The sequence below is a fragment of the Bacillus sp. FSL R5-0820 genome (genome assembly GCF_038593385.1).
GTDB lineage: Bacteria > Bacillota > Bacilli > Bacillales > Bacillaceae > Bacillus > Bacillus altitudinis.
In genome coordinates this window covers 653613-674873 of the sequence record NZ_CP151991.1, presented here as the reverse complement: position 1 = coordinate 674873, position 21261 = coordinate 653613, and the positions used below count along the sequence as shown (strand labels likewise).

General features: G+C 43.3%; 19 protein-coding genes. 6 read left to right on the top strand and 13 right to left on the bottom strand.

All coding sequences use genetic code 11. The annotated features are described in order from the left end of the window. Positions 1–29: 29 nt before the first annotated feature. A complete protein-coding gene (locus tag NST15_RS03405) occupies positions 30–728 on the top strand; it encodes an MgtC/SapB family protein (RefSeq protein ID WP_169476135.1) in 699 nt (232 codons plus the stop codon). A 44-nt stretch (positions 729–772) separates the two neighbouring features. Here the strand turns inward: NST15_RS03405 and NST15_RS03400 are convergent, their stop codons facing one another. The 5 genes from NST15_RS03400 to NST15_RS03380 form a co-directional block, all read right to left on the bottom strand. Further along, positions 773–1780 (bottom strand): phosphotransferase, encoded by a 1008-nt coding sequence (locus tag NST15_RS03400; protein ID WP_008344249.1) that lies wholly within the window; start codon positions 1778–1780, stop codon positions 773–775. Positions 1781–1944: 164 nt separating this feature from the next. Continuing rightward, complete coding sequence (locus NST15_RS03395; protein ID WP_223255677.1) at positions 1945–3105, bottom strand: CamS family sex pheromone protein; 1161 nt, start codon at positions 3103–3105, stop codon at positions 1945–1947. Positions 3106–3147: 42 nt separating this feature from the next. After that, positions 3148–5154: an NAD-dependent DNA ligase LigA gene (ligA, locus tag NST15_RS03390; RefSeq protein ID WP_007496867.1), complete on the bottom strand. Its 2007-nt coding sequence runs from the start codon at positions 5152–5154 to the stop codon at positions 3148–3150. A gap of 44 nt (positions 5155–5198) precedes the next feature. Then, the gene (pcrA, locus tag NST15_RS03385) at positions 5199–7421 is read right to left on the bottom strand and encodes a DNA helicase PcrA (RefSeq protein ID WP_039168527.1); all 2223 of its coding nucleotides are present in this window, start codon (positions 7419–7421) and stop codon (positions 5199–5201) included. 57 nt (positions 7422–7478) lie between these two features. Next, positions 7479–8171 (bottom strand): heptaprenylglyceryl phosphate synthase, encoded by a 693-nt coding sequence (locus NST15_RS03380; RefSeq protein WP_024719409.1) that lies wholly within the window; start codon positions 8169–8171, stop codon positions 7479–7481. A gap of 282 nt (positions 8172–8453) precedes the next feature. On the opposite strand from NST15_RS03380, the gene NST15_RS03375 reads away from it, so the two are divergent. Further along, positions 8454–8867 (top strand): DUF2283 domain-containing protein, encoded by a 414-nt coding sequence (locus tag NST15_RS03375; RefSeq protein ID WP_342498856.1) that lies wholly within the window; start codon positions 8454–8456, stop codon positions 8865–8867. Here NST15_RS03375 and NST15_RS03370 read toward each other — a convergent pair. Next, the gene (locus NST15_RS03370) at positions 8848–9078 is read right to left on the bottom strand and encodes a hypothetical protein (protein ID WP_098680486.1); all 231 of its coding nucleotides are present in this window, start codon (positions 9076–9078) and stop codon (positions 8848–8850) included. The genes NST15_RS03375 and NST15_RS03370 overlap by 20 nt on opposite strands. Positions 9079–9217: 139 nt before the next feature. Between NST15_RS03370 and NST15_RS03365 the strand changes: the two genes are divergently transcribed. Both NST15_RS03365 and NST15_RS03360 read left to right on the top strand, forming a co-directional pair. Next, on the top strand, positions 9218–10798 hold the full coding sequence (locus tag NST15_RS03365; protein WP_342498855.1) for an FMN-binding glutamate synthase family protein: 1581 nt from the start codon (positions 9218–9220) through the stop codon (positions 10796–10798). Between the two features lie 93 nt (positions 10799–10891). Beyond that, positions 10892–11407, top strand: coding sequence for a DUF3916 domain-containing protein (locus tag NST15_RS03360; RefSeq protein ID WP_342498854.1), 516 nt, complete (start codon positions 10892–10894; stop codon positions 11405–11407). Positions 11408–11487: 80 nt separating this feature from the next. On the opposite strand, the gene NST15_RS03355 is transcribed toward NST15_RS03360, so the two are convergent. Then, the gene (locus NST15_RS03355) at positions 11488–11802 is read right to left on the bottom strand and encodes a YerC/YecD family TrpR-related protein (RefSeq protein WP_007496879.1); all 315 of its coding nucleotides are present in this window, start codon (positions 11800–11802) and stop codon (positions 11488–11490) included. A 531-nt stretch (positions 11803–12333) separates the two neighbouring features. Next, positions 12334–14076, bottom strand: a complete 1743-nt coding sequence (locus tag NST15_RS03350; protein ID WP_007496880.1) for an adenine deaminase C-terminal domain-containing protein — start codon at positions 14074–14076, stop codon at positions 12334–12336. A 125-nt stretch (positions 14077–14201) separates the two neighbouring features. Between NST15_RS03350 and NST15_RS03345 the strand changes: the two genes are divergently transcribed. Then, entirely contained in the window at positions 14202–14423 is a 222-nt protein-coding gene (locus NST15_RS03345) for a DUF2892 domain-containing protein (RefSeq protein ID WP_008344274.1), read from the top strand. 25 nt (positions 14424–14448) lie between these two features. Here the strand turns inward: NST15_RS03345 and NST15_RS03340 are convergent, their stop codons facing one another. The 4 genes from NST15_RS03340 to NST15_RS03325 are packed head-to-tail and all read right to left on the bottom strand — an operon-like array spanning position 14449 to position 18433. Continuing rightward, complete coding sequence (locus tag NST15_RS03340; protein WP_065459942.1) at positions 14449–15714, bottom strand: peptidase; 1266 nt, start codon at positions 15712–15714, stop codon at positions 14449–14451. A gap of 14 nt (positions 15715–15728) precedes the next feature. Then, positions 15729–16394 (bottom strand): 3-oxoacid CoA-transferase subunit B, encoded by a 666-nt coding sequence (locus NST15_RS03335; protein WP_008344276.1) that lies wholly within the window; start codon positions 16392–16394, stop codon positions 15729–15731. Continuing rightward, a complete protein-coding gene (locus NST15_RS03330; RefSeq protein ID WP_008344277.1) occupies positions 16370–17056 on the bottom strand; it encodes a CoA transferase subunit A in 687 nt (228 codons plus the stop codon). Before NST15_RS03330 ends, NST15_RS03335 begins: the two co-directional genes overlap by 25 nt. Before the next feature lie 12 nt (positions 17057–17068). Beyond that, a complete protein-coding gene (locus tag NST15_RS03325; protein ID WP_017359813.1) occupies positions 17069–18433 on the bottom strand; it encodes an aspartate aminotransferase family protein in 1365 nt (454 codons plus the stop codon). Positions 18434–18624: 191 nt separating this feature from the next. Here NST15_RS03325 and NST15_RS03320 point away from each other — a divergent pair, with 191 nt between their 5' ends. Then, positions 18625–20283, top strand: coding sequence for a PucR family transcriptional regulator ligand-binding domain-containing protein (locus tag NST15_RS03320; protein WP_342498853.1), 1659 nt, complete (start codon positions 18625–18627; stop codon positions 20281–20283). On the opposite strand, the gene ablB is transcribed toward NST15_RS03320, so the two are convergent. Next, positions 20278–21123 (bottom strand): putative beta-lysine N-acetyltransferase, encoded by an 846-nt coding sequence (gene ablB / locus NST15_RS03315; protein ID WP_342498852.1) that lies wholly within the window; start codon positions 21121–21123, stop codon positions 20278–20280. The two genes, NST15_RS03320 and ablB, sit on opposite strands and share 6 nt — an antisense overlap. Positions 21124–21261 lie beyond the last annotated feature (138 nt).

The following is a 21261-nucleotide window of genomic DNA, read 5'->3' as shown; positions in this document are numbered from 1 at the left end:
TGTGAAACGTACATGAAGTGAAAGGAGCGATACGCATGTTTTGGACAATTGAATGGGATACGGTCTTGAAATTAGCCGTTGCCACCTTAATCGGTTTGATCATCGGTCTTGAACGCGAACTTAAGAAAAAGCCGCTTGGGCTGAAAACGTGTATTGTCATTGCTGTCAGCTCCTGCGTATTAACCATCATCAGCATTGATGCAGCCTACAATTTCCCTCGAGTCTCTAAGCTTCAAATGGACCCACTCAGGTTACCGGCGCAAATTATATCTGGTGTTGGTTTTATTGGAGCAGGTGTGATTCTTCGCAAAAGCAATGACGTCATCTCAGGTCTTACGACATCTGCGATGATTTGGGGAGCAGCAGGACTTGGGGTTGCAACAGGTGCAGGTTTTTATAAAGAAGCCTTCCTCAGTCTTTTCTTTATTCTCGTCAGTGTGGAATTTTTACCTTGGCTCTTCCAGCGAATTGGACCCATTCGCTTACAGGAAAAAGAAATCCGCATCAGAATGTCACTTTCTGATCGAAACCGCATGACAGAGATTTTAAAAGAAATGAAAGCACTCAATATTCGGATTCATTCTGTACGTATTGATGATTTAAAGGAAAAAGACTATCCGATCATGGAAGTACGTGTTCGCGTACATAAAGACCGCTATACAACCGATGTGTACTTTGATATTAAAGATTTAGAAGGCGTTGTTGGTGTGAAGTGTGATACGGTGTAGGATAAAAAGCCCCTTGCTATGTGAAACAGCAAGGGGCTTTCGATTTATGTTGTTAGCTGATGAAAGTCAAAAGGCGTAATTGGGGTTTTGTCCTCAATCTCCTTTCGAAAACGCGCCAGCATGGCACTTTCGTCAGCGCTTAGTGTTCGGAGATCAAATGCTTGATGTAAAAGCCCATAAATAAGCATATGACGCAGCATAAGGAAATCTGGTATTGTCGCCAGCCATGCGTCATCAAGCTCATTCTCCTGTCGATAGCCTTTGAGAAAATGGCTCATAAATTCACCCGTAAATTCAGCTTTATCCTCATACGGAATCACCGGATACCAAAGAACGTTGTATAGCAAAATGCTCATATCGTTGATAAACCAGTGATACCCACAATCATCAAAATCAAATGCAATGATTTCTCCATGATGATAGTGGAAGTTCCCGTGATGTAAATCCGCATGCACCAGTCCATAGACATCCTTGGATATTCGGAGCTGGTGAAGCTTTTGCATCAGTTCATCTTTTCGCTGCAACACAACCGTTTGATCAGAAGGAATATACGTTTCAAGCTTTAATTGCTCCTCCTCATACCACTCTTGACGCTTATAGCGAGGATCTTTCACTTGATATTGTTTAGTCGTTTGATGCATACGCCCTGTATAGGCTCCTAACGCTTGAAACAACTGTCCATTCCAATCTGCTTCGGTCACTTTTCTGCCGGGCGCCTTTTCGTACACTCTCAGCAAAAAAGCGCCTCCTGCTTGATCGGGAATCGCTTCAACATCTTTTCCTCTTGTGGATAAAACCGGTTTAGCTACTGAGATTCCATGTTGAGATAAATACCGAATCCAGTCCATTTCTCCCAAAATATATGTGCGGGAGCGGCGAATGGTATGGGTGATTTTCAATATATAACTCGACCCTTTTTCATCCGTATATTCATACACATAATTTTCTGCATCGGCTAGAAATGTGACCTGTTCTGGCTGAAAATGATAGAGTAGAGCCGCTTTCTTTAAGACCATTTGTTCATCGTATCGTGCTTTTACTTCTTTATGCATGCTGATTCTCCTTTTATCGTCTTTTTACTTATATATGACGGTAATCAGCATTTATACGAGCATCAACATACCTGCCTTTCCTTTTGGTTTCTTCACATACTTTGACAAAAGTTGAAAGATTCCTCTAATTAGAAATAAAAAAACCGCCAAAAGGCGGTTTTTATTTAGTCATATATATGGACCGTTGGTTCTTTATCTTCAGCATTTTTTGTGATGAGGGCTTCTTGCTGATCAGAAGAGGTGATGTTGATTTCTATATTAGTGCTCTTATAGTAATCCATGACTTCACCTGTTAAGTATTGCGTGAATGCCACGACTTCTGTTTTTCCGTAGAATTGCATTGGAATTTCTACTTTCATTTTTTGCAAGTTCCCGTTTTTATAGAAACCTTTGCCTACCACACCCGTGTAATTCGGGAAGTAGTCTTCTACCTTTGTCTTGAAGCGGTCAAATCGCTCTGAATCATCTTTGTAGCTGCTCTTGGCATTATCTGAAGGGAAGAAGACATTCTCTTCTTTAATCGTATCCCAACTGCCAATATCAGCTGATCCTGCTTTTACATCGGTTTTAGCGATGAAGTTTCCTGGAACAATAGATGATTTTGGCGCTTGTTTATAAAGGGCAATCATGACTGGGACTTTTTGCAGTCCGTCCATTTGACGAAGTCGTTTAATGACTTGTTCCGCAATTTTTTCGCCCTCTGCTAAAAGTTTCTTTGAATTTTTCGATGAATCGATGGTCACCTCTTGCTGAGGATCCCCGATATTTTCGCGATAATAATAGACAGAGTTAAGCGCAAGACCGATGACAACCCCGCCAAGCTGTAAGCTATTTTTATCTTTTCTGATTAAGTAATTATGCTCTAGCATGGAAGCTAAGTAGATTGGACTATTTTCATTTTTTGACTTTGTTGAACCTGAGTTTGGAAGAGCAGGGTTTAAACCTAAGTTCTTAAAGTCTTTGTCTTCTTTTTCAGCTTTTTTCAGATCACTGCCTGTTTTTTTGCGGGCAAGCCAGCTGAGAACAGTATCTTCATCTAAATGCTGGCCTTCTTGGAACAGATAGTCGTTTGTATTGAATGATTCTGTTGCCAGGCGCATGAGTCCTGTTTCAAATTCATCAATGTCTAAGCGTGTATTGAGACGCTCTGCAGTTAGTCCTCTTGCCGCTCCTTGTTTAAACGGCAGCACCATTTTGTAATAGGAATCAGAGATGTTGTACATTGGGATGATCGCTGTTTCTTTCGTTTCATCCGTTTTTTGTGTGACCTCTTCCTCATCCTTTCCCCCAAAAGGTGCACACGCTGACAATACCAGTGTGAGCATTGTCAGCAGCAATAGCAACTTTTTCAATAGAAAACACTCCTCTTATTTCTTTAGCTCCTCGAGCATTTTGGCTTCGTCCCAAATTTCAATATTGAGTTCTTCTGCCTTTGTCAGCTTACTTCCAGCTGCTTCGCCGGCAATGACTAAGTCTGTTTTTTTACTTACGCTACCTGCTAACTTGCCGCCTAATGCTTCGATCGCTGCCTTTGCATCATTACGAGACATTTCTTCTAATTTTCCCGTCAGCACAATGGTTTTTCCTGCAAAGTAGGAATCACTTTCTTCTACTTTCACCGGTTTTGGCCCTGTGTAGGTCATATTGACACCAAGTTCTTTTAGTTCATTTAGCAGATCTAGTATTTCTTCTTTCTCAAAGTACGTGACGACTGCATCGGCCATTTTTTCACCAATTTCATCTACTTCAAGTAATTGCTCTTTCGTCGCTTGTTTTAACTGATCGATATCCTCAAAGTGCATGGCCAATGTCTTCGCCGCTTTAGAACCAATAAATCGAATACCGAGTCCAAATAATAACCGTTCAAGAGAGTTTTCTTTCGATTGCTCGATCGAACGCAGTAAATTATCGACTGATTTCTCGCCCATTCGTTCTAGCTGAATCAACTCTTCTTTTGTTAAACGGTACAGGTCTGATACACGAGAGACAAGCTGTTCTTTGAAAAGTTGTGTAATGACTCGCTCCCCTAACCCATCAATATTCATCGCATTACGAGACACAAAGTGAATGAGTCCTTCACGTATTTGGGCGGGGCATTGTGGATTGATGCACCGAAGCGCCACTTCTCCTTCTATTCTGACCAGCTCACTATGACACTCTGGACATTCAGTCGGCATGTGAAACGGCTTTTCTTCTCCTGTTCGCTGATCGACAAGGACACCTGCAACCTCTGGGATAATATCGCCCGCTTTTTTGACAATCACTTGATCAAAAAGGCGGATATCCTTCTCTTTGATCAAATCTTCATTATGAAGAGAAGCACGCTGCACTGTCGTTCCTGCCACTTTTACAGGCTCAAGAATCGCTGTTGGTGTGATGACGCCAGTACGCCCAACACTTAGTTCAATATCAATCAGCTTCGTCACGACTTCTTCGGCCGGAAATTTGTACGCAACAGCCCAGCGTGGACTTTTTGCTGTGAAGCCTAGTTCTTCTTGCTGTGCCAATGAATTGACTTTAATGACAATGCCATCGATTTCGTATGAGAAATCAGCACGCTTTGTTTTCAGTGTTTCAATGAGATCGATCACTTCTTCAATGGTTTGGCACATCCGTCTTTCTTTGTTGGTTTTAAAGCCAAGCTCATCGAGAAGATCAAGTCCTGCGCTTTGCGTTTCAACACCAATTTCATCAAGCTCCGCTATACTGTAGACGAAGATATCAAGGTTTCGTTTCGCTGCAATTTTCGTATCGAGCTGACGAAGTGAGCCAGCAGCCGCATTACGCGGGTTCGCAAACGGCTCTTCTTCGTTTTGTAATCTTTTTTCGTTAAGGGCTTCAAAAGAAGGTTTTGGCATAAATGCCTCGCCTCTCACTTCAATCGACAGAGGCCGATTGATTTTGAGCGGGATGGAACGAATGGTTTTGAGGTTCTCGGTAATATCCTCACCTGTTGTCCCATCACCCCGCGTGGCACCCCGGACAAACACGCCATTTTCATAACGGAGAGAAACAGCGAGTCCGTCAATTTTCAGCTCGACATTGTAAGCGACGTCGTCACCGACTGCTTGACGAACCCGGCGGTCAAAATCAAGAAGGTCCTGTTCATGAAACGCATTGCCGAGACTGAGCATCGGTGTACCGTGACGTACTTTTTGGAAGGCGTCTAAAACAGCACCTCCTACTCTTTGCGAGGGTGAATCGGCTGCTTTTAAATCAGGGTATTCTTCCTCCAGAGAGATCAGCTCACGCATCCGCGCATCATATTCAGCGTCAGGAACACTTGGACGATCCAGTGTGTGATATTCGTAGTTGTATTGATTCAAAATCTGGTGTAGTTCCTCGATCCGGCGTTTCGCTGCTTCTTTATCCATCTGCTTCTTCCTTTCACTTCATCCGTTTTGTCAGTCCTATCAGTTTATTGCTTTTCGATTGGCGCAAATGCGGCAAGGAGACGCTTAATGCCTGTAGGGCTTGGGAAGGCAATATCAAGCTCTGTACTATCCCCACTACCTTTTACACTTACAACCGTGCCAACGCCCCATTTTTTATGAGCGGCTTTATCACCGACAGCCCAACCAATGCTGCCGCCGCCTGTGTTTTGAATGGTTTGCGTTTGGGGACGTGAGACAGGCCCTCGTCTTTGCGGTCTTTCTCTCGTTTGGCCAAACGGTGTTTTCGTTTCTTTTTTCTCATTTAGGTTGTCCAATAAATCAGCTGGTATTTCTCTGATAAATCGTGATTCCAGATTCATGTTCGTCCGGCCGAATAACGTTCTCATCTTCGCACTTGATAAATAAAGCTCTTCTTCGGCCCGTGTGATCCCCACGTAAGCGAGACGGCGCTCTTCTTCCATCTCGGCATCTTCCATTAATGAACGGCTGTGCGGGAAGACACCTTCCTCCATGCCCATTAAGAACACAACGGGGAATTCCAGCCCTTTTGCGGCGTGAAGCGTCATTAAAATGACCGCATCCTGATCTTCTTCCTCAGCCTCATCCAGCTTATCAATGTCTGCGACGAGGGCGAGGTCTGTCAGGAAGGTGACAAGTGATTTATCTTCATTTTGTTCTTCAAAGTTTTTAGTGACCGATAGAAACTCGTCAATATTTTCTAAACGGCTTTGTGCTTCAATCGTTTTTTCGATCTTCAGCGCTTCACGGTAACCTGTTTTCTCTAGGATCTCTTCCGTTAATTCTGTGACAGATAAATAATCCTGCATATTTGTCATTTGATCAATGAGCTGTTTGAACTCATCAAGTGCATTGGCTGCTCTTGCACTGAGTCCAATGAAATCCACCTGACCAAGTGCTTCAAACATAGAGAGATCATTCATTTCTGCGTATGCGGCAATTTTATCAACAGAAGTCGCCCCAATTCCACGCTTTGGTACGTTGACAATGCGTGCAAAACTAATATCGTCATCTGGATTTGACACAAGGCGTAAGTAAGCCAAAATGTCCTTGATCTCTTTTCTGTCATAGAACTTCGTACCGCCGACGATGTTGTATTGAATGTTCGCCTTCATTAACGTTTCCTCTATGACACGTGACTGAGCGTTCGTTCGATAGAGGATCGCAAAATCAGATAATTTACGCTTGCCGCTCTGATGAAGCTGACGAATCTTGCCAGCGACAAATTGACCTTCACCGAATTCATTATCTGCACGGTAATAGGCAATCTTCGCTCCTTCGTCATTTTCTGTCCAAAGGTTTTTTGGCTTACGGTTTGAATTGTTTTGAATGACCGTGTTTGCGGCATTCAGAATACGTTTAGTCGATCTGTAATTTTGCTCAAGCAAAATCACTTCACTGGACGGATAATCTTTTTCAAAGGAAAGAATGTTTGTAATATCCGCTCCACGCCAGCGATAGATAGACTGATCCGAGTCACCGACCACACATATATTTTGAAAACGCTGAGCGAGCAATTTCACAAGCATGTACTGCGCTCTGTTTGTATCCTGATACTCATCGACATGAATGTATTGGAATTTTCGCTGATAGTGTTCTAATACTTCAGGGATCCGCTCAAACAGACGAATCGTCATCATAATAAGATCATCAAAATCGAGTGATTGGTTCTTGAGTAATCGTTTTTGATAATCTGTGTAGACGTCGCTGACCACTTGATCATAGAAATCACCAGCAGTTTTAGCGTATTCCTCTGCGTCAATGAGTTCGTTTTTTGCACTACTGATTGAACCTAAAATGCTACGTGGATCAAACTTTTTAGGATCGATATTTCGTTCTTTTAAAATGTTTTTAATGACTGAAAGCTGATCAGATGTGTCTAATATAGAAAAGTTGCGATTCACACCAATACGGTCAATATCGCGTCGTAAAATGCGTACACACATGCTGTGGAACGTAGAAATCCAAATGTCATCCGCACCAGGCCCTAAAATGGCTTGTACACGCTCACGCATTTCTCTTGCTGCTTTATTTGTAAAGGTAATCGCTAAAATATTCCACGGTGCCACATGCTTTTCTGCCATTAAATACGCAATTCGATGCGTGAGCACTCGTGTTTTTCCACTACCTGCTCCTGCCATCAGTAGCAGCGGCCCGTCTGTTGCTTTGACCGCTTCTTTCTGCGCGTCATTCAGCCCTTCTAATAGATGATTCGATATTTCATTCATTTCATTCACCGCCAATTCGAACTTATGTTCTATTTTAACCCGTTTCGTCTTGTTTGACTATGATGACTTTTTCACTGCGTCGACTGTCTTTAACGCTTCTTTAAAATTGTCATAAATGACGTTTCCCACTACGACAACGTCTGCGTGCTGTGCAAAGTCTTTCGCCTGCTCTTCGCTTTCAATACCGCCGCCATAAAATAGAACCGTTTCATGTAGCACTGCTTTGGTTTCTTTCACAAGCTCTATATCTCCAAGCATTCCGCTGTATTCTAAATAAAAGATGGGCAGTTTCATCAAGTGCTCTGCTACTCTCGCATATGCCCTTACGTCATCTATATCCAGTGACGTATTGGCCTCTGTCAGCTTAGCCGCTTTACACTCTTCGTTTAAGATGACATATCCTTCCGGCACAATCTCTTCCATTGACATCAAATCACCGTATTCCTTCATCGCATCCTTATGCAGACCAACAATCCAATCAGGATGAGCGCTGTTTAACACAGTGGGGATAAAATACAGGTCAAAGCCAGGCACAATCATCTCATGTGTCGAGATTTCAAGGACACATGGCACAAGAAAGCGGCGCACCTTTGACATCAGTTGCAGCACGTTGTCTTCTGTCACATTGTCACTGCCGCCAATTAAAATGGCATCCGTACCGGATTCACAAATCGCTTCAAGTTGTTCATCGGAAATCTCTTTATTTGGATCGAGTTTAAAGACATGCTTCCACTCGGTAACATCATACATGAAAAACGTTCCTCCATTCGTTTCATTCCATTTAAATATTATAACAAAATCAGACACCGCAAAAAATGGGTAACCTCCTTCAGCTAAAAGTTTCATTCTTTTGAAAATAGTCGATTTTCACTTTAGGCGAGGTGAATGGAGACTATATGAAAAGCTCCACTTCAATAGGAGCTGAGTGAGATCAATAGATGGATACTGAACTGAAATGAGAGCTACTTCATCTCATCACATGATATTATACATGAAAGGAACATTTGACTATCGACCAAGCAGGTGAATGATTTGAAAAGAACCATCACATATGATCAAACGATCGACATCGGATACATCTATCTCATCCCGCCTCGAATCGGGACAATTAAAGAAACCATTGAATTAGACGTGAATGAATGTGTGAACGTAGACATCGACAAAGAGGGCCGAGTAGCTGGGCTGGAGTTATTTGCAGAAGAAGCCAAGGTGTTGAAACACACACCCGTTTATGAGGACGAGCTTTCGTTACGTTTTACGGATCAGGAAGTTCTCTCAACCTATCATTTATTGGGCATTGAATTTCTTTTCTCGACGCCTGATCACGAAGGGTTGATCGGTTTTACGATTGTCGATCCTCTTCGATATCACATCAAAAATAAGACAAGAAAAAACCGTTTTGAATGGTCAAAACGGTTTTTTAAAGCTATTGTCTCACTTCATTAAAATAATGAACAGATGTCATGGCCCCTTCATCGACCATCTTGTTGTCTTGAATATCTAACGGATCAGGGTGTCCAGCTTTTTCAGGAACCTTTTCATCTGATCGGAACATGCTTACCCATTTTTTGAGATGCTGTTTATTTTTCACTGCTAATAACACTGCACCACCAACCCCTAATCCTGCAAGTACATACGCATTCGGACGCTTATTCATGTATGTTCCCTCCCCTTATGATCTTATTTGTAAGTTACCCCGCCTTTTCATTTCTAAACGTCACAAGCTGTTGAAGTGGTTTCTCTTTCAATGAAAAGTGGAATAACAACAGTAATGATAGAGAAAAGAGGGGATTTTCGTGACAACAACTTTCATTGTCATTGGCGCATTATTAGTGATTTTTTTCATCATACCAATCATTTTATTCATCTGGATTTGGATGCGAGATGAAAAACAGGAAGAGCATTCTGTCCTACGAAATTATCCGGTCATTGGAAAATTGAGGTTCATTTTTGAAAAAATAGGACCTGAGCTTCGTCAATATCTGTTTCTAAATGATCGAGAGGAGCTTCCTTTCTCAAGAAGAGAATACGAGCAAGCTGTCATGTCTGGGAAGTACAAAAGCCGGACAATGGGCTTTGGATCAAAACGTGATTTTGACAAGCCTGGTTACTATATTCGCAACGTCCTATTTCCAAAGCAGCGAGATGAGTTACGCATCGATCAATCTGAAAAAATCCAAACAAAAGTGTATCAGATCGATCAAGACAATTTACTGAGAAGAAGTGAACACACGAAAGAAGTCGAAGCAAAACCTTATTATCTCCATGAAGAAGATGTACAAATCATTGGTGAACATACGTGCCAAAAACCTTTCCGCGTCAAAGGATTGATCGGTCAATCAGCCATGAGCTACGGCTCATTAGGCGACCGGGCGATTACGGCTCTATCCTCCGGTTTAAAAATGGCTGGCGGCACATGGATGAACACAGGTGAAGGCGGGCTTTCGCCTTACCATCTCGAAGGGGGCGCTGATATCATTTGCCAGATTGGGCCTGGTTTATTTGGGGTTCGAACAGAGGATGGCACATTTTCGTTTGAAGAGTTTAAGAAAAAAAGTGAACATGATGAGGTAAAAGCCTTTGAACTCAAGCTAGCACAAGGAGCGAAAACACGCGGGGGACACATTGATGGTGAAAAAGTCACAGAAGAAATTGCCCAAATCCGTAAACTGCCGCCACACCAATCCATTGACAGTCCGAACCGGTTCGAGATGTTTCACTCCATTCCTGACATGCTTGATTTTATTGAACAACTGCGAAACATCGGCGGAAAACCAGTTGGAATCAAGCTAGTTGTTGGACATAAAGAAGATATCGAGGAGCTTGCTCTCTATATGAAAAAAAGCGGAAAACATCCTGATTTCATTACAGTGGATGGCGGAGAGGGCGGCACAGGTGCTTCCTTTCATGAACTGGCTGATTCCGCAGGCCTGCCCATTTTCACCGCACTACCGATGGTCCATCAAATTTTGAAGAAATATGGGGTTCGAGATCAACTCAAGCTGTTTGCGTCTGGTAAACTTCTCTCCCCTGATAAAATCGCCATTGCCCTTTCCATGGGAGCGGATTTTGTGAATATCGCACGGGGCTTGATGTTCTCGGTTGGCTGTATTCGGGCGCAAGTATGCCACACGAATAAATGCCCTGTTGGGGTTGCCACCACAGATCCAAAGCTGCAAAAAGGTTTATCCATTGAAGAAAAGAAATACCGCGTCTGCAATTATATCCTGTCCCTTAGAGAAGGTTTGTTTAATTTATGCGCAGCAGCTGGAATCGAATCACCTATTCATTTTAACGAAAAACATATTATTTTTAGACAAGAAAACGGCCAGACAAGTGAAGTCCCTATGTTCTCAGGCACAGAGCAGTCTGTCTAGCTTAAAAAGGTGCGTTTCCGCACCTTTTTTCGTTGACATTCTTGCTCAATCACGTATAAAGAACTTAATAGATCTTTGATAAGGAGAAAGAGTATGCGTGAAAAAAAGGTCCGCGGTATGAAACGAAAGACTCAACAGATCATAAAAGAAATGAACGCAAATACACAGTCGTTTCCGGAGAATGTTTCTGACTACTGGCACCTGCCTCTACCAGCGGCTTATGATTTTATGACTTCCAACAGAACACCGAAAAAGATCAAACGTCTATGCATTCAAACTCTATTGAATAGAGCTGAGCATCTCATTGATTTGAAACCAAACGACGGGGACATATATCGTGTCGTGGTCGCAGTCGATCTGCCTGGATTATGGCATTCACAAATCATTGTGTTTAAAGGGAATTCTTATGTGAAAGATTTCTTCAACAGACAAGATGAGTATCAGACATGGCTTCCCCTTTCCGATCAGAGAAATATTCAAAAAGAATGGGATATATCTGTTGCACAAAATATGCGAACCATCGGTTTTAAGGAAGTGATCACTGATGACGATGAAGTGTCCTATGAAGGTGAACGATGGTTTATGGGAGAACTTGATGACATCAAATAGAGCCATTTCAACTGAAATGGCTCTTACTTGTTCAACTTCAAAACGACAAATCATAAAGAATGTTTGCAGTGAAAGCTGCTTTATTTTGTTTCGTCCGTTGCTTGTTGCTCTGCTACGCGGTCAAGTGCCATCGTATAGGCATCATTTCCGTAGTTCAAGCAGCGTTTGACACGTGAGATAGTGGCTGTACTTGCACCTGTTTCCGTTTCAATTTTGTGATACGTATTTCCCTCGCGAAGCATACGCGCTACTTCAAGACGCTGTGATAAAGATTGGATTTCATTGATGGTGCACAAATCATCAAAAAATCGATAACATTCTTCCAGGTCTTTAAGGGATAAGATGGAGTTGAATAGCTGATCTAAGCTTTTGCCCCTTAATTTATCAATTTGCATCTTTATACATCTTCTCCTTTACTATTGGCACACCGCTCCGCACTGACTTTTCCGAGAAAGCGGTATCTTTCCTGACTCATTTTTTTCAACCTCAGCAATGAGCTTTGAACGAATCATGACAGGTTTGGTTCTACGCTGAAAATGCCATCAGGTTCTTTCGTAAGCCGAAGCTTCTTTATCGTAAACAAATTCGACAAGTTTTGTCATATTCCTTGTGCGACAATCTGACAAACTTGTTTGCCTCCGATATCTAGAACACTTCTGCTCTGTTAAGTCTTTCCCTAAAAAACAGTATGTGTAGAAAGCTTGGCGAGACGACAAACCTGCGCCCCGCCTTGCTTAATTATTCAAAATATGTTGGTCGGCCAGCGTAACCGACAGATTCATTTTACAATTGGGCACTTCATTCGTCATGTCAAAGCCCTATGCTTTGTCACCATATCTAGCAGCGAAGAGATCCATTGCTCACTCCTGCCCTATAACAGCGGTCAGAAATCTAGCAAATATGATACAGCTCCACTCTGTTATATTTTAACGCATTATAGACGGAAAGAGTACAGTTTTTTTCATGACATCAAATATTCCTCTTGGTGTCACCCGAATATACGGCAAGTGTGTGCTTTGGAAAAAGACAAGTGTATCAATCGGGCAGTCAAATGGATACCCGCGCTCAATGAGTAGCTCGCGTAACGTTTGCTCCTGCTGAAGAACCGTTTCAAACGATTCAGCTGATGCACAGCCTGATAATTGCAACGGGATTTCATGCAAAATCTTTCCGTTTTCTGCGAGCACAATTCCCCCGCCAATTTCTTTCATTCGCTTATGAGCAAGCATCATATCATCTTTATTTTTCCCAATCACTAAAATGTCACCAGTGGTTGAAAATGAGCTGACAAATCCTTGCACCTTGTTTGCAAATCCTTTTAACATTGTGTTCACGCGCCACTCGCCTTTTCGATCAATCAGACTGAAGAAGCTTTGATCATGGTCACAGGACAGCTGATTGACAGAGTTATCAATCTCCACTGTATAAGGCTCCATAATAACAGCATTTCGCATTTTGACACCAAGCGGCATTGAGAATTGCAAGTCACTCATTGTCAGGTCATAGCTTAAATCTAATGGTTCAAGCCCGCCATTTTCCCATTTTGTCTCTTGGAATTGATGCTGGTTCTCCCCCTCTAATTTAAGGATTACCCCTTTAGAAATAACCGTTTCTGGATTTGGATTCATCGGATCATCTAAAATATTCAAAGAAGCCAATCGGCCAGGACCGACCACCCCTAATAAGTCATCAATTTGATAGTATTTCGCAATGTTAAAAGTCGCCATATTGTACGCATCAATAGTAGGCACGCCTTCTTCAAGGGCAATGGAAATGAGACGATTGATCATGCCTTCTTCATAAAAGTGAGGCGCTGATCCATCTGTTGTATAGAAAAAGTGATCGTAGTGCCTAAAGTCACGCTCATGCAATTCCCTTAAAATGTTCACTAAATCTGGGCGGATGGAAGAATGACGCAAGGACACATGATAGCCAAGAGACAAGCGTTTGAGCACATCGTCTGCATTCATTGCTTCATGATCACTGTCCGCTCCAAACAGCTTCATTTTTGTTAGCGTTTTCTCAGAAGCCCCAGGGAAATGCCCTTCAATTCGTTTTCTCTGCTTCTTCGTTTCTTGCATGCAATATAAAATGAGATCATCACCGTCCATTAATCTTGGCCAGCTCGTTAATTCGCCGCCTTGAAGGACGTCAGGATGATCAATCCATTCTTTCCGATAGTTAATAGGAAGCATCTCATCTTCATACCTGACCTCTGTTTGAAGATCGTATCTAGACCACCAGAAGTACTGAAATGGCTGCTTTTTTAATTCGCATAGAGTGGAAAGCGCTTTCTTTTCGTTGCTTTGCAAAAGAAGAAATAAGTTATCGCTGACCATTGTTGTTGTGCCAAATTGAGACACATATTCTGCAAGTGATTGGGGATTATAAATATGGAACGGATGCGCGTGAGGTTCAATATACCCCGGCACAATGTATTTACCTTCACAATCAATCACACGTTTAGCTGATTTATTTTGAGGAAGCTCTGCTCCGACATAAACAATTCGATCATCATGTATCCAAATATTTGCCTTCACCCATTGCTTCAAAAACGGGTTTAGCACGAGTCCATTCGTTAAAAGGAGTGTTGGAACTATTTTTGAGTCGACTACATCGATTTGTGTGCGGATGTCATTGTTTCTCCAATTAAAAGTACGTTCGGACATTCACATACTCTCCTTCATTTGTATTAGCCCTATCGTAACATAACGAACCACGTTACGCATTAATGAAACGTTACAATTTCTTGAAATCACACTTAAAATAATTTAAAAAAGGAGAATCACTTGCAATGAAACCTAATCTTGGCTTAATGGAAGCGCTCATGAGAATTGCCTGCGGAATGACGATATGTACTGTAGCTGGATCCTTATATGCTCGAAAACCATGGAGTAAAATGCTGCTTTTTGGCATCATGCTCGGCGGATTAAAATTGGGTTCTGGTATTCTTCGTTTTTGTCCAGTGACCTATATGTGTGAACAGCAGAATACACATAAAGAGAAGGCTGAGTAGACAGCCTTCTTTTTTTGTGTGTGAATCATTCCGCTGCTTCGCACCATTTGACCAACGTACCAGCAATGATTTCTGCTGCTTCAATCACATGTTTGATCTCAATGGATTCATTCGGGAAATGGGCAAGCTCTGTCGTTCCAGGTCCAAACACAATGATTGGGATATCCGCTGCTTGTGACAGTAATCCGCCATCTGTCCCCCAAGGGGCGGCTTGCACCTTTGGCGGGTGCTGCATGACCTCTTCATATTGTTCCTTCAATAGACCTAAAAGCGGGTGATCAGAGTCGATTGACCCTGGAAGCCATCTAGCACCAAACCACTCCACCTCCACAGGATGTTCTTGAAACCAATCATCCTTTTCAGCGAGTCCAGTCATCCAATTTTCTAATTCCTTCTCTGCCTTCTCAACTGTCTCACCTGGCATCACACCAAGCCTGCCTTCCATTGTGACAAGATCTGCGACAGAGGACGGCCAATCACCGCCTTGAATTTTCCCAATGTTGATAGGAATTGGAATCGGGATATGCTGAAACAGAGGCTCCGTCACTCGCTGATTTCTTTCTTTTTCTAGTGCCGCTATATGAGAAAGGACCACCGTGCTCTTTTCAATAGCCGAAACACCGTGATACCTTGTTCCGCCATGAGCTGCCCTTCCTTTAATATGCAACCTGAACCACTTTGACCCTTGCTGAATCGGAAAAATGTTCATATGACTTGGCTCTGGAATGATGGCAGCATCCGCTGTGTACCCTTTCAATATTGCTGCAAGTGTGCCTGCTCCGCCACTTTCCTCTTCGACGACACTATGAAACACCACATCTCCTTTCAGGGGAATCTGAAGCGCATGCAGTGCCTCAAGCGCAAAGAGTAAAGAAACGTTTCCACCTTTCATATCTGTTGCCCCGCGTCCATAAAGTCTCCCGTTTATGATATGCCCGCTGTAAGGCGGATATGTCCATTGATTCTTATCTCCTGCCGGAACCACATCTACATGTCCGTTTAATAAAATCGATTTGCCGCCACCTTTTCCTTTCAATCGCCCAGCAACGTTGGGACTCCCTTGAAAAGATCGGCGCGGGGAATAAAAATAAGGATGCTCTAGTAATTCATCGCCGCCAATTTCCCAAACGTCTACATCAAAGCCAATGGCGGACAGTTTATTGGCCACGATCTGCTGAACCTCTTCTTCATTTCCTTGGGTGCTGTCACATTGCACCATTTGCTGAAGAAGCGTAATGGCTTCATCCTGATGCTCTTTCATCCAGTTTCTGATACGTGTCATTGGCTGCAAGTCGTTCATCCTTTCTACACAACAGATTTGACATCAGGCGCTAAAATTAATGGCGCTTCAGTCGCCCTGATGACATCTTCCGGCTGAAATGGCGGCATGACTTCACGTAAAATGAGCAGCTGAGACTTGACCTCAATGACCGCCATATCCGTAATAATCAAATCGACACACGCTTTAGCGGTTAAGGGCAATGTACAAGCCGATTTCACTTTAGATCGACCGTGTTTATCCAGATGGCTCATCACCACCACCACTTTTTTTGCTTTTTGCGCCAGTTCAATCGCTCCGCCCATACCCGGTACTCTTTTCCCCGGTACAATCCAATTGGCAAGATCCCCTTGGCTACTTACTTCAAGTGCACCCAAAATCGTCATATCCAACATTCCTTTTCGGATGATGCCGAAAGCAGTCGTACTGTCCATGTACGAGCCGCCCTTTGTCAACGTAATGGGAAAACCACCGGCATTGCACAAATTCGGATCTTCTTCCCCTTGCAGAGGCGAGGCTCCTGCCCCCATAATGCCGTTTTCTGCATGCAGCCACACCTCGTAATGTGATGGAATGTAATCTGCTGCTAGGGTCGGAATGCCGATCCCAAGATTCACAATCATGCCGTCTTCAATTTCTTGTGCTGCTCTTTTGGCAATGCGGTGTCTTAAATCGATGTCTCCCATGCCCATGTCCAGTTCACTCCTTTTGATTGCACGATTTGATTCACAAATACGCCTGGCGTCACGATTTCTTCTGGATCGAGCTGCCCCGCTGCCACAATTTCTTCTGCCTCCGCTATGGTCCAGTCTCCTGCCATCGCCACAATCGGGTTTGTATTCCGTGCGCTTTTATCAAAAATCAAGTTTCCCACTTCATCTGCTTTGTAGGCATTGACGATGGCAATATCCGCTGTGAGCGCAGGCTCTAACATATAATTCTTCCCATTCAGCTCAACCAATTGTTTCTCATCGAGATTCAGGCTATCCATCCCAACATCTGTCACAATGCCCGCCAGCCCCATTCCGCCTGCTCTGATTTTTTCTGCAAGAATGCCCTGCGGATAAAAATGAACGTCTAATGTACCAGCCTGCATTTTCTGTCCGGCAATGGGATTTGAGCCGATATGAGAGGCGATGATTTTTTTCACTCTTCCTTCTGTGATGAGCCGGCCCACACCAATTTGCGGGAAACCTGCATCATTTCCGATCAATGTCAGATCTTGAATATTTGCTTCCAAAATGGCATCAATCAACGATGGTGGTGAACCTACGCCGCCAAATCCGCCAAACATGATGGTCATGCCATCTTTTAATCGCGTCATCACTTCATCCAAACCCACAGTTTTGTTCATGTTCGTTCCTCCTTACATAGCAGATGGGAAAAATCCTCGATTGATCACTTCTTGTTCGACTTGTGTGATGGTCTGCCCGAATAAATCAATCAGTTCATCCATTTCCTGCTGTGTGATGGAAAGCGGCGGTGCGATCATAACCGCTGCTCCTCCGACTCCATCCTCTCCAGCGCTTGCTGGATACACCAGCAGTCCATTTTGTTTTGCCGTTTCAACGACAAGATTGGTTATCTGAGCATGTGCAGGAAATGGCGTTTTGGATAAACGATCTGCGACAAACTCAATGCCAATCAGCAATCCCTTCCCTCTCACATCTCCTATGATGGAATGATTTACTTGCAAATCTTTTAAAGCATTCATCAGATATCGCCCAGAAAGATCAGCCCGGTCGGGAAGCTGATGCTTTTTCATATATCGAATGACCGCTAATGAAACGGCTGCTGAAAGTGGATTGGCACTATATGTGTGCCCTGCCATGACAGAGCCGGAGCCGCTGATAATCGGTGCCATCACACGATCCGTTGAGACAACTGCTGCGATTGGAGAATAACCAGCGCTCATGCCCTTTCCAAGAACCATGATATCTGGTACGGTGCCCCAATGTTCCATCGCAAACATTTTCCCAGTTCGTCCAAAGCCCGTCATGACTTCATCTGCGATCATTAAAATGTCGTTTTCTTCACAGACACGCTTCATCGCTTCGAAATATCCGTCTGGCGGCAGGAGCGCCGCTCCTGCTGCGCCAACAATCGGTTCAGCAATCAATGCGGCAATCCTCTCTTTTCCTATACGCTGGATGACGGTTTTAAATTCCTGGACATACCACTCGACCTGCTTGCTGTCTTCCTTTGGAAGCCATGACCTGTAGCTATAGGGCGGTGACAGCACTGGATGCTTTTCAAGCAGTGGTTCAAAACGCTCTCTCCTTGCAATATGACCTGACATTGACAACGCCCCTAATGTAATACCGTGGTAACTCATCCACCTTGAGATGATATGATTTTTTTCCGTCTTCCCCTGCTCCTGCCAATGCTGTATCGCCATTTTCATAGCAGTCTCCGTTGCCTCTGAACCGCTCCCTACAAAAAAAGACCAGTTCAGATCACCTGGGCAAAGTGTACTCAATTCATACGCTAGTTCTTCCGCTGGTTCATTCGTAAATTGTGACCTGTACGTAAAGCTCACCTTTTTCGCTTGCTCCGTCATCGCATCAATAATCTCTTGTATGCCATGTCCAATACTTGCCGTGACTGCCCCTGATGAGCCATCTATATATTTTTTTCCGTCCCGATCATATAAATAAATCCCCTCTCCTCTCACAGCCACAGGATATTGCTGATTTAACATCGGTTTGATTAAGTAATCCCGGGTCTCCACTTTGTCATTCCTCCCTCTCTTGTCAGCAGCTGCACTTTTCTTTTTACATGAATCGCAAGAAAATTTTGTATACTTGGTATAAGATTAGCTTAATCAAGAGGGCAGTCATCCTCCATTCGCCATATGCCCGAATTTCACACGTGTTTTTTATACATGGTGTATAAGAGTGTTCAAAAGGAGGTCATGAGTCTATGGCGATTCTCGTCAAAGATGCACTCTCGCTCGATATGATGAAAGAAACCAAACTGCTTGCTGGAGAAAATGGACTGAATCGTCTTATCCAGTGGGTGACCATTGTGGAAATTATTGAAGACACGTCTAGACTTTCCGAAGGAGAATTACTTGTTACAACTGGGTTTGGACTGACAGAAAATAAAGAAAGACGCATCCGGCTTGAAGAATTGATTCAATCTCATCGTCTTTCAGCCATTGCCATTTATAAAGGCGTGTACTTAACGGAAATTCCCGCATCACTCATTGAAGCCGCCGAAAATAGCGGTATTCCGCTCATCGAGATTCCGCCCCATGTCAATTTTTCAGACATCACAAAAGCCGTTCTAGAACAAATCGTCAGCAGTCAGCTCCATCAGCTCAAATATTCTTCCGCGATTCATCAAAGACTGACCCATTTAAATGTGAGCAATAAAAATGTCACGCAAATTACAGATGAACTGGCACATCTCACAGCGGCAAATATCGTCGTACTGGATGTGTTTTTGCACCAAACAGCAGCTCATCTCGAAACAGACGAAGTGACCTATTCTCATGCTTTTGGCTTTCTAACAGATGACGAACCGATTGAAACCTCTTCTCTGCTCAAGCAGGCAGAGGAAAAAGGCCGGCTCGTCTATGACACATATGGTGCGTTTGTTCTAGCCGCATGCCCTGTGATTGCAATGGGGGATATTTTCGGGTTCATTGTGGCGTTAAAGAAAAAAGAGACGTGGCACCATCTCGATGCCATCGCCATTGAGCATGCCGGTGCGGTGTATGCGATTGAATGGTTGAAACAAAAAGCCATTCAAGATACAGAAAACCAAATGCAGGGGCATTTATTGGATGATATGCTGCAACAGCAATACACAGAAGAAAGTTATGTCATCGAACAAGCAAGAAAGCTGCAATATGATATGAGTGAGGAACAAGTCGTCATCTACTTTCAATTTCAGCATCAGCACACACAGCTCGATCATCAAATGGTGCAGCGCCTATCCCAATTGCTCACATCCATTTTTGAACGCAGACAAATTCCTTTTTTATTAAAGGCAAGGCTTGATTCCATTTTCGTCTTGACACCCGCAGGGAAAAGCACGTATCAAGAAACAATTTGGTATCGCGCAGCAGAAGAATGCCGCAGCACTTGGTCTTATTTTTTCCCCGTCCATCCGATTGTGATTGGCATCGGAAGAGCCTACGACCAGATCAGTCTCTTTGCTAAAAGTGCAAAAGAAGCCCAATATGCAGCAAGGCTTCTTCCTCTTTTGAAAACAGATGACAGCATCATTCATTATCAGAAGCTCGGTCTATATGGGATGCTGCTTGAAATGAACGAAGCCGGAATGAATTTGCATGACTTTTATGTGGAGCTGTTAAGCCCGCTGCTTTATACAAAAAAACAAGGGGCTGACCTCATTCATACACTCGAAGTCTATTTGGCACACAATGAAAATATTCAAAAGTCAGCGGGGGAATTGTTTATTCACCGGCATACGTTAAGCTACCGGTTGAAACAAATTGAAACGAGAACAGGCTGCAGCCTCAAATCCACTGATGATCGGATGAAGCTGCAGCTGAGTATCATGGCGTACCGCCTATCTGGTCTGCTTGATCAGATGAGAACCATTTCATGATTCATTTGGCGTTTTGACCCATAGATTCATATCTTCAATTTTGTCAAAAATATAGCAGTTGTTTTGAAAGCGTCCGGTGTATGTATACCCGAGCTGATAAAATACTTGATTCATTCCATAGGACAGTGCACGGGCGAGAGAATAAAAGACATAAATGTGCATGGATTGAAGCTCTTGTTCGAGGGCTAGAATCAAATGATGCATGAATCCTAGTTTTCTGTATGTGGGAAGGGTTGCACAATCTGTTAATTCTGCATGACCATACGGTACATTGATTTCAGCAGAAGCGGCACTTACAAGTTGACCGTCATGTTCAACGGCATAAAAAACCGTCCCTTCCTCCATTACCTTTCGGATGTAATCTGGCTCATTCATTGGTGTGGGGTACGTTTCAAAGACCGTATCATAGAGCGCTGCCAGCTTGTGCACATCCTCTGGACCGGCTTTCCTCATCACATACTCATCCTGCCACACGCCTTGATTTTTTTTAATCGGCTTTTCTTGAATAGACGTAACGATTTCATCTTCCTTCAGCCAAAACGGGCTGTTCATTCGATCTTCGGTCAGAAAGAGCGACATGCCGTATGCATCACTTCCGAGGAAATAATGAGAAAACACACCTTCAAGCCGAAAGCCTTTTGCTAAAAAAAGCGGCATATGCTCACGCCTTACTTTTACAATGACCTTAGACGCCTTGCAGTCCGCCGCTTCCTGAAGCACGGACTGAATCACATCCTGCACCTTGCCGCTATAGTCATCCAAACGAATTCTCTCGTTAAATGAATCCATACAGATCAAAGCAGAAAAACGATCGTTTGCAAGCTTCTTCAATTGCACCATACACTCATTCCCCTCTTAGCTAATGAAAAACTTCCAAATTAAAAATGAAGAAATAGCAATGCCAGAAAAAATGGATAGGATCATATAACTAATGGCTGAAGCTTTTTTCATTTTATTGTGTTTAATGGCAAATAACAT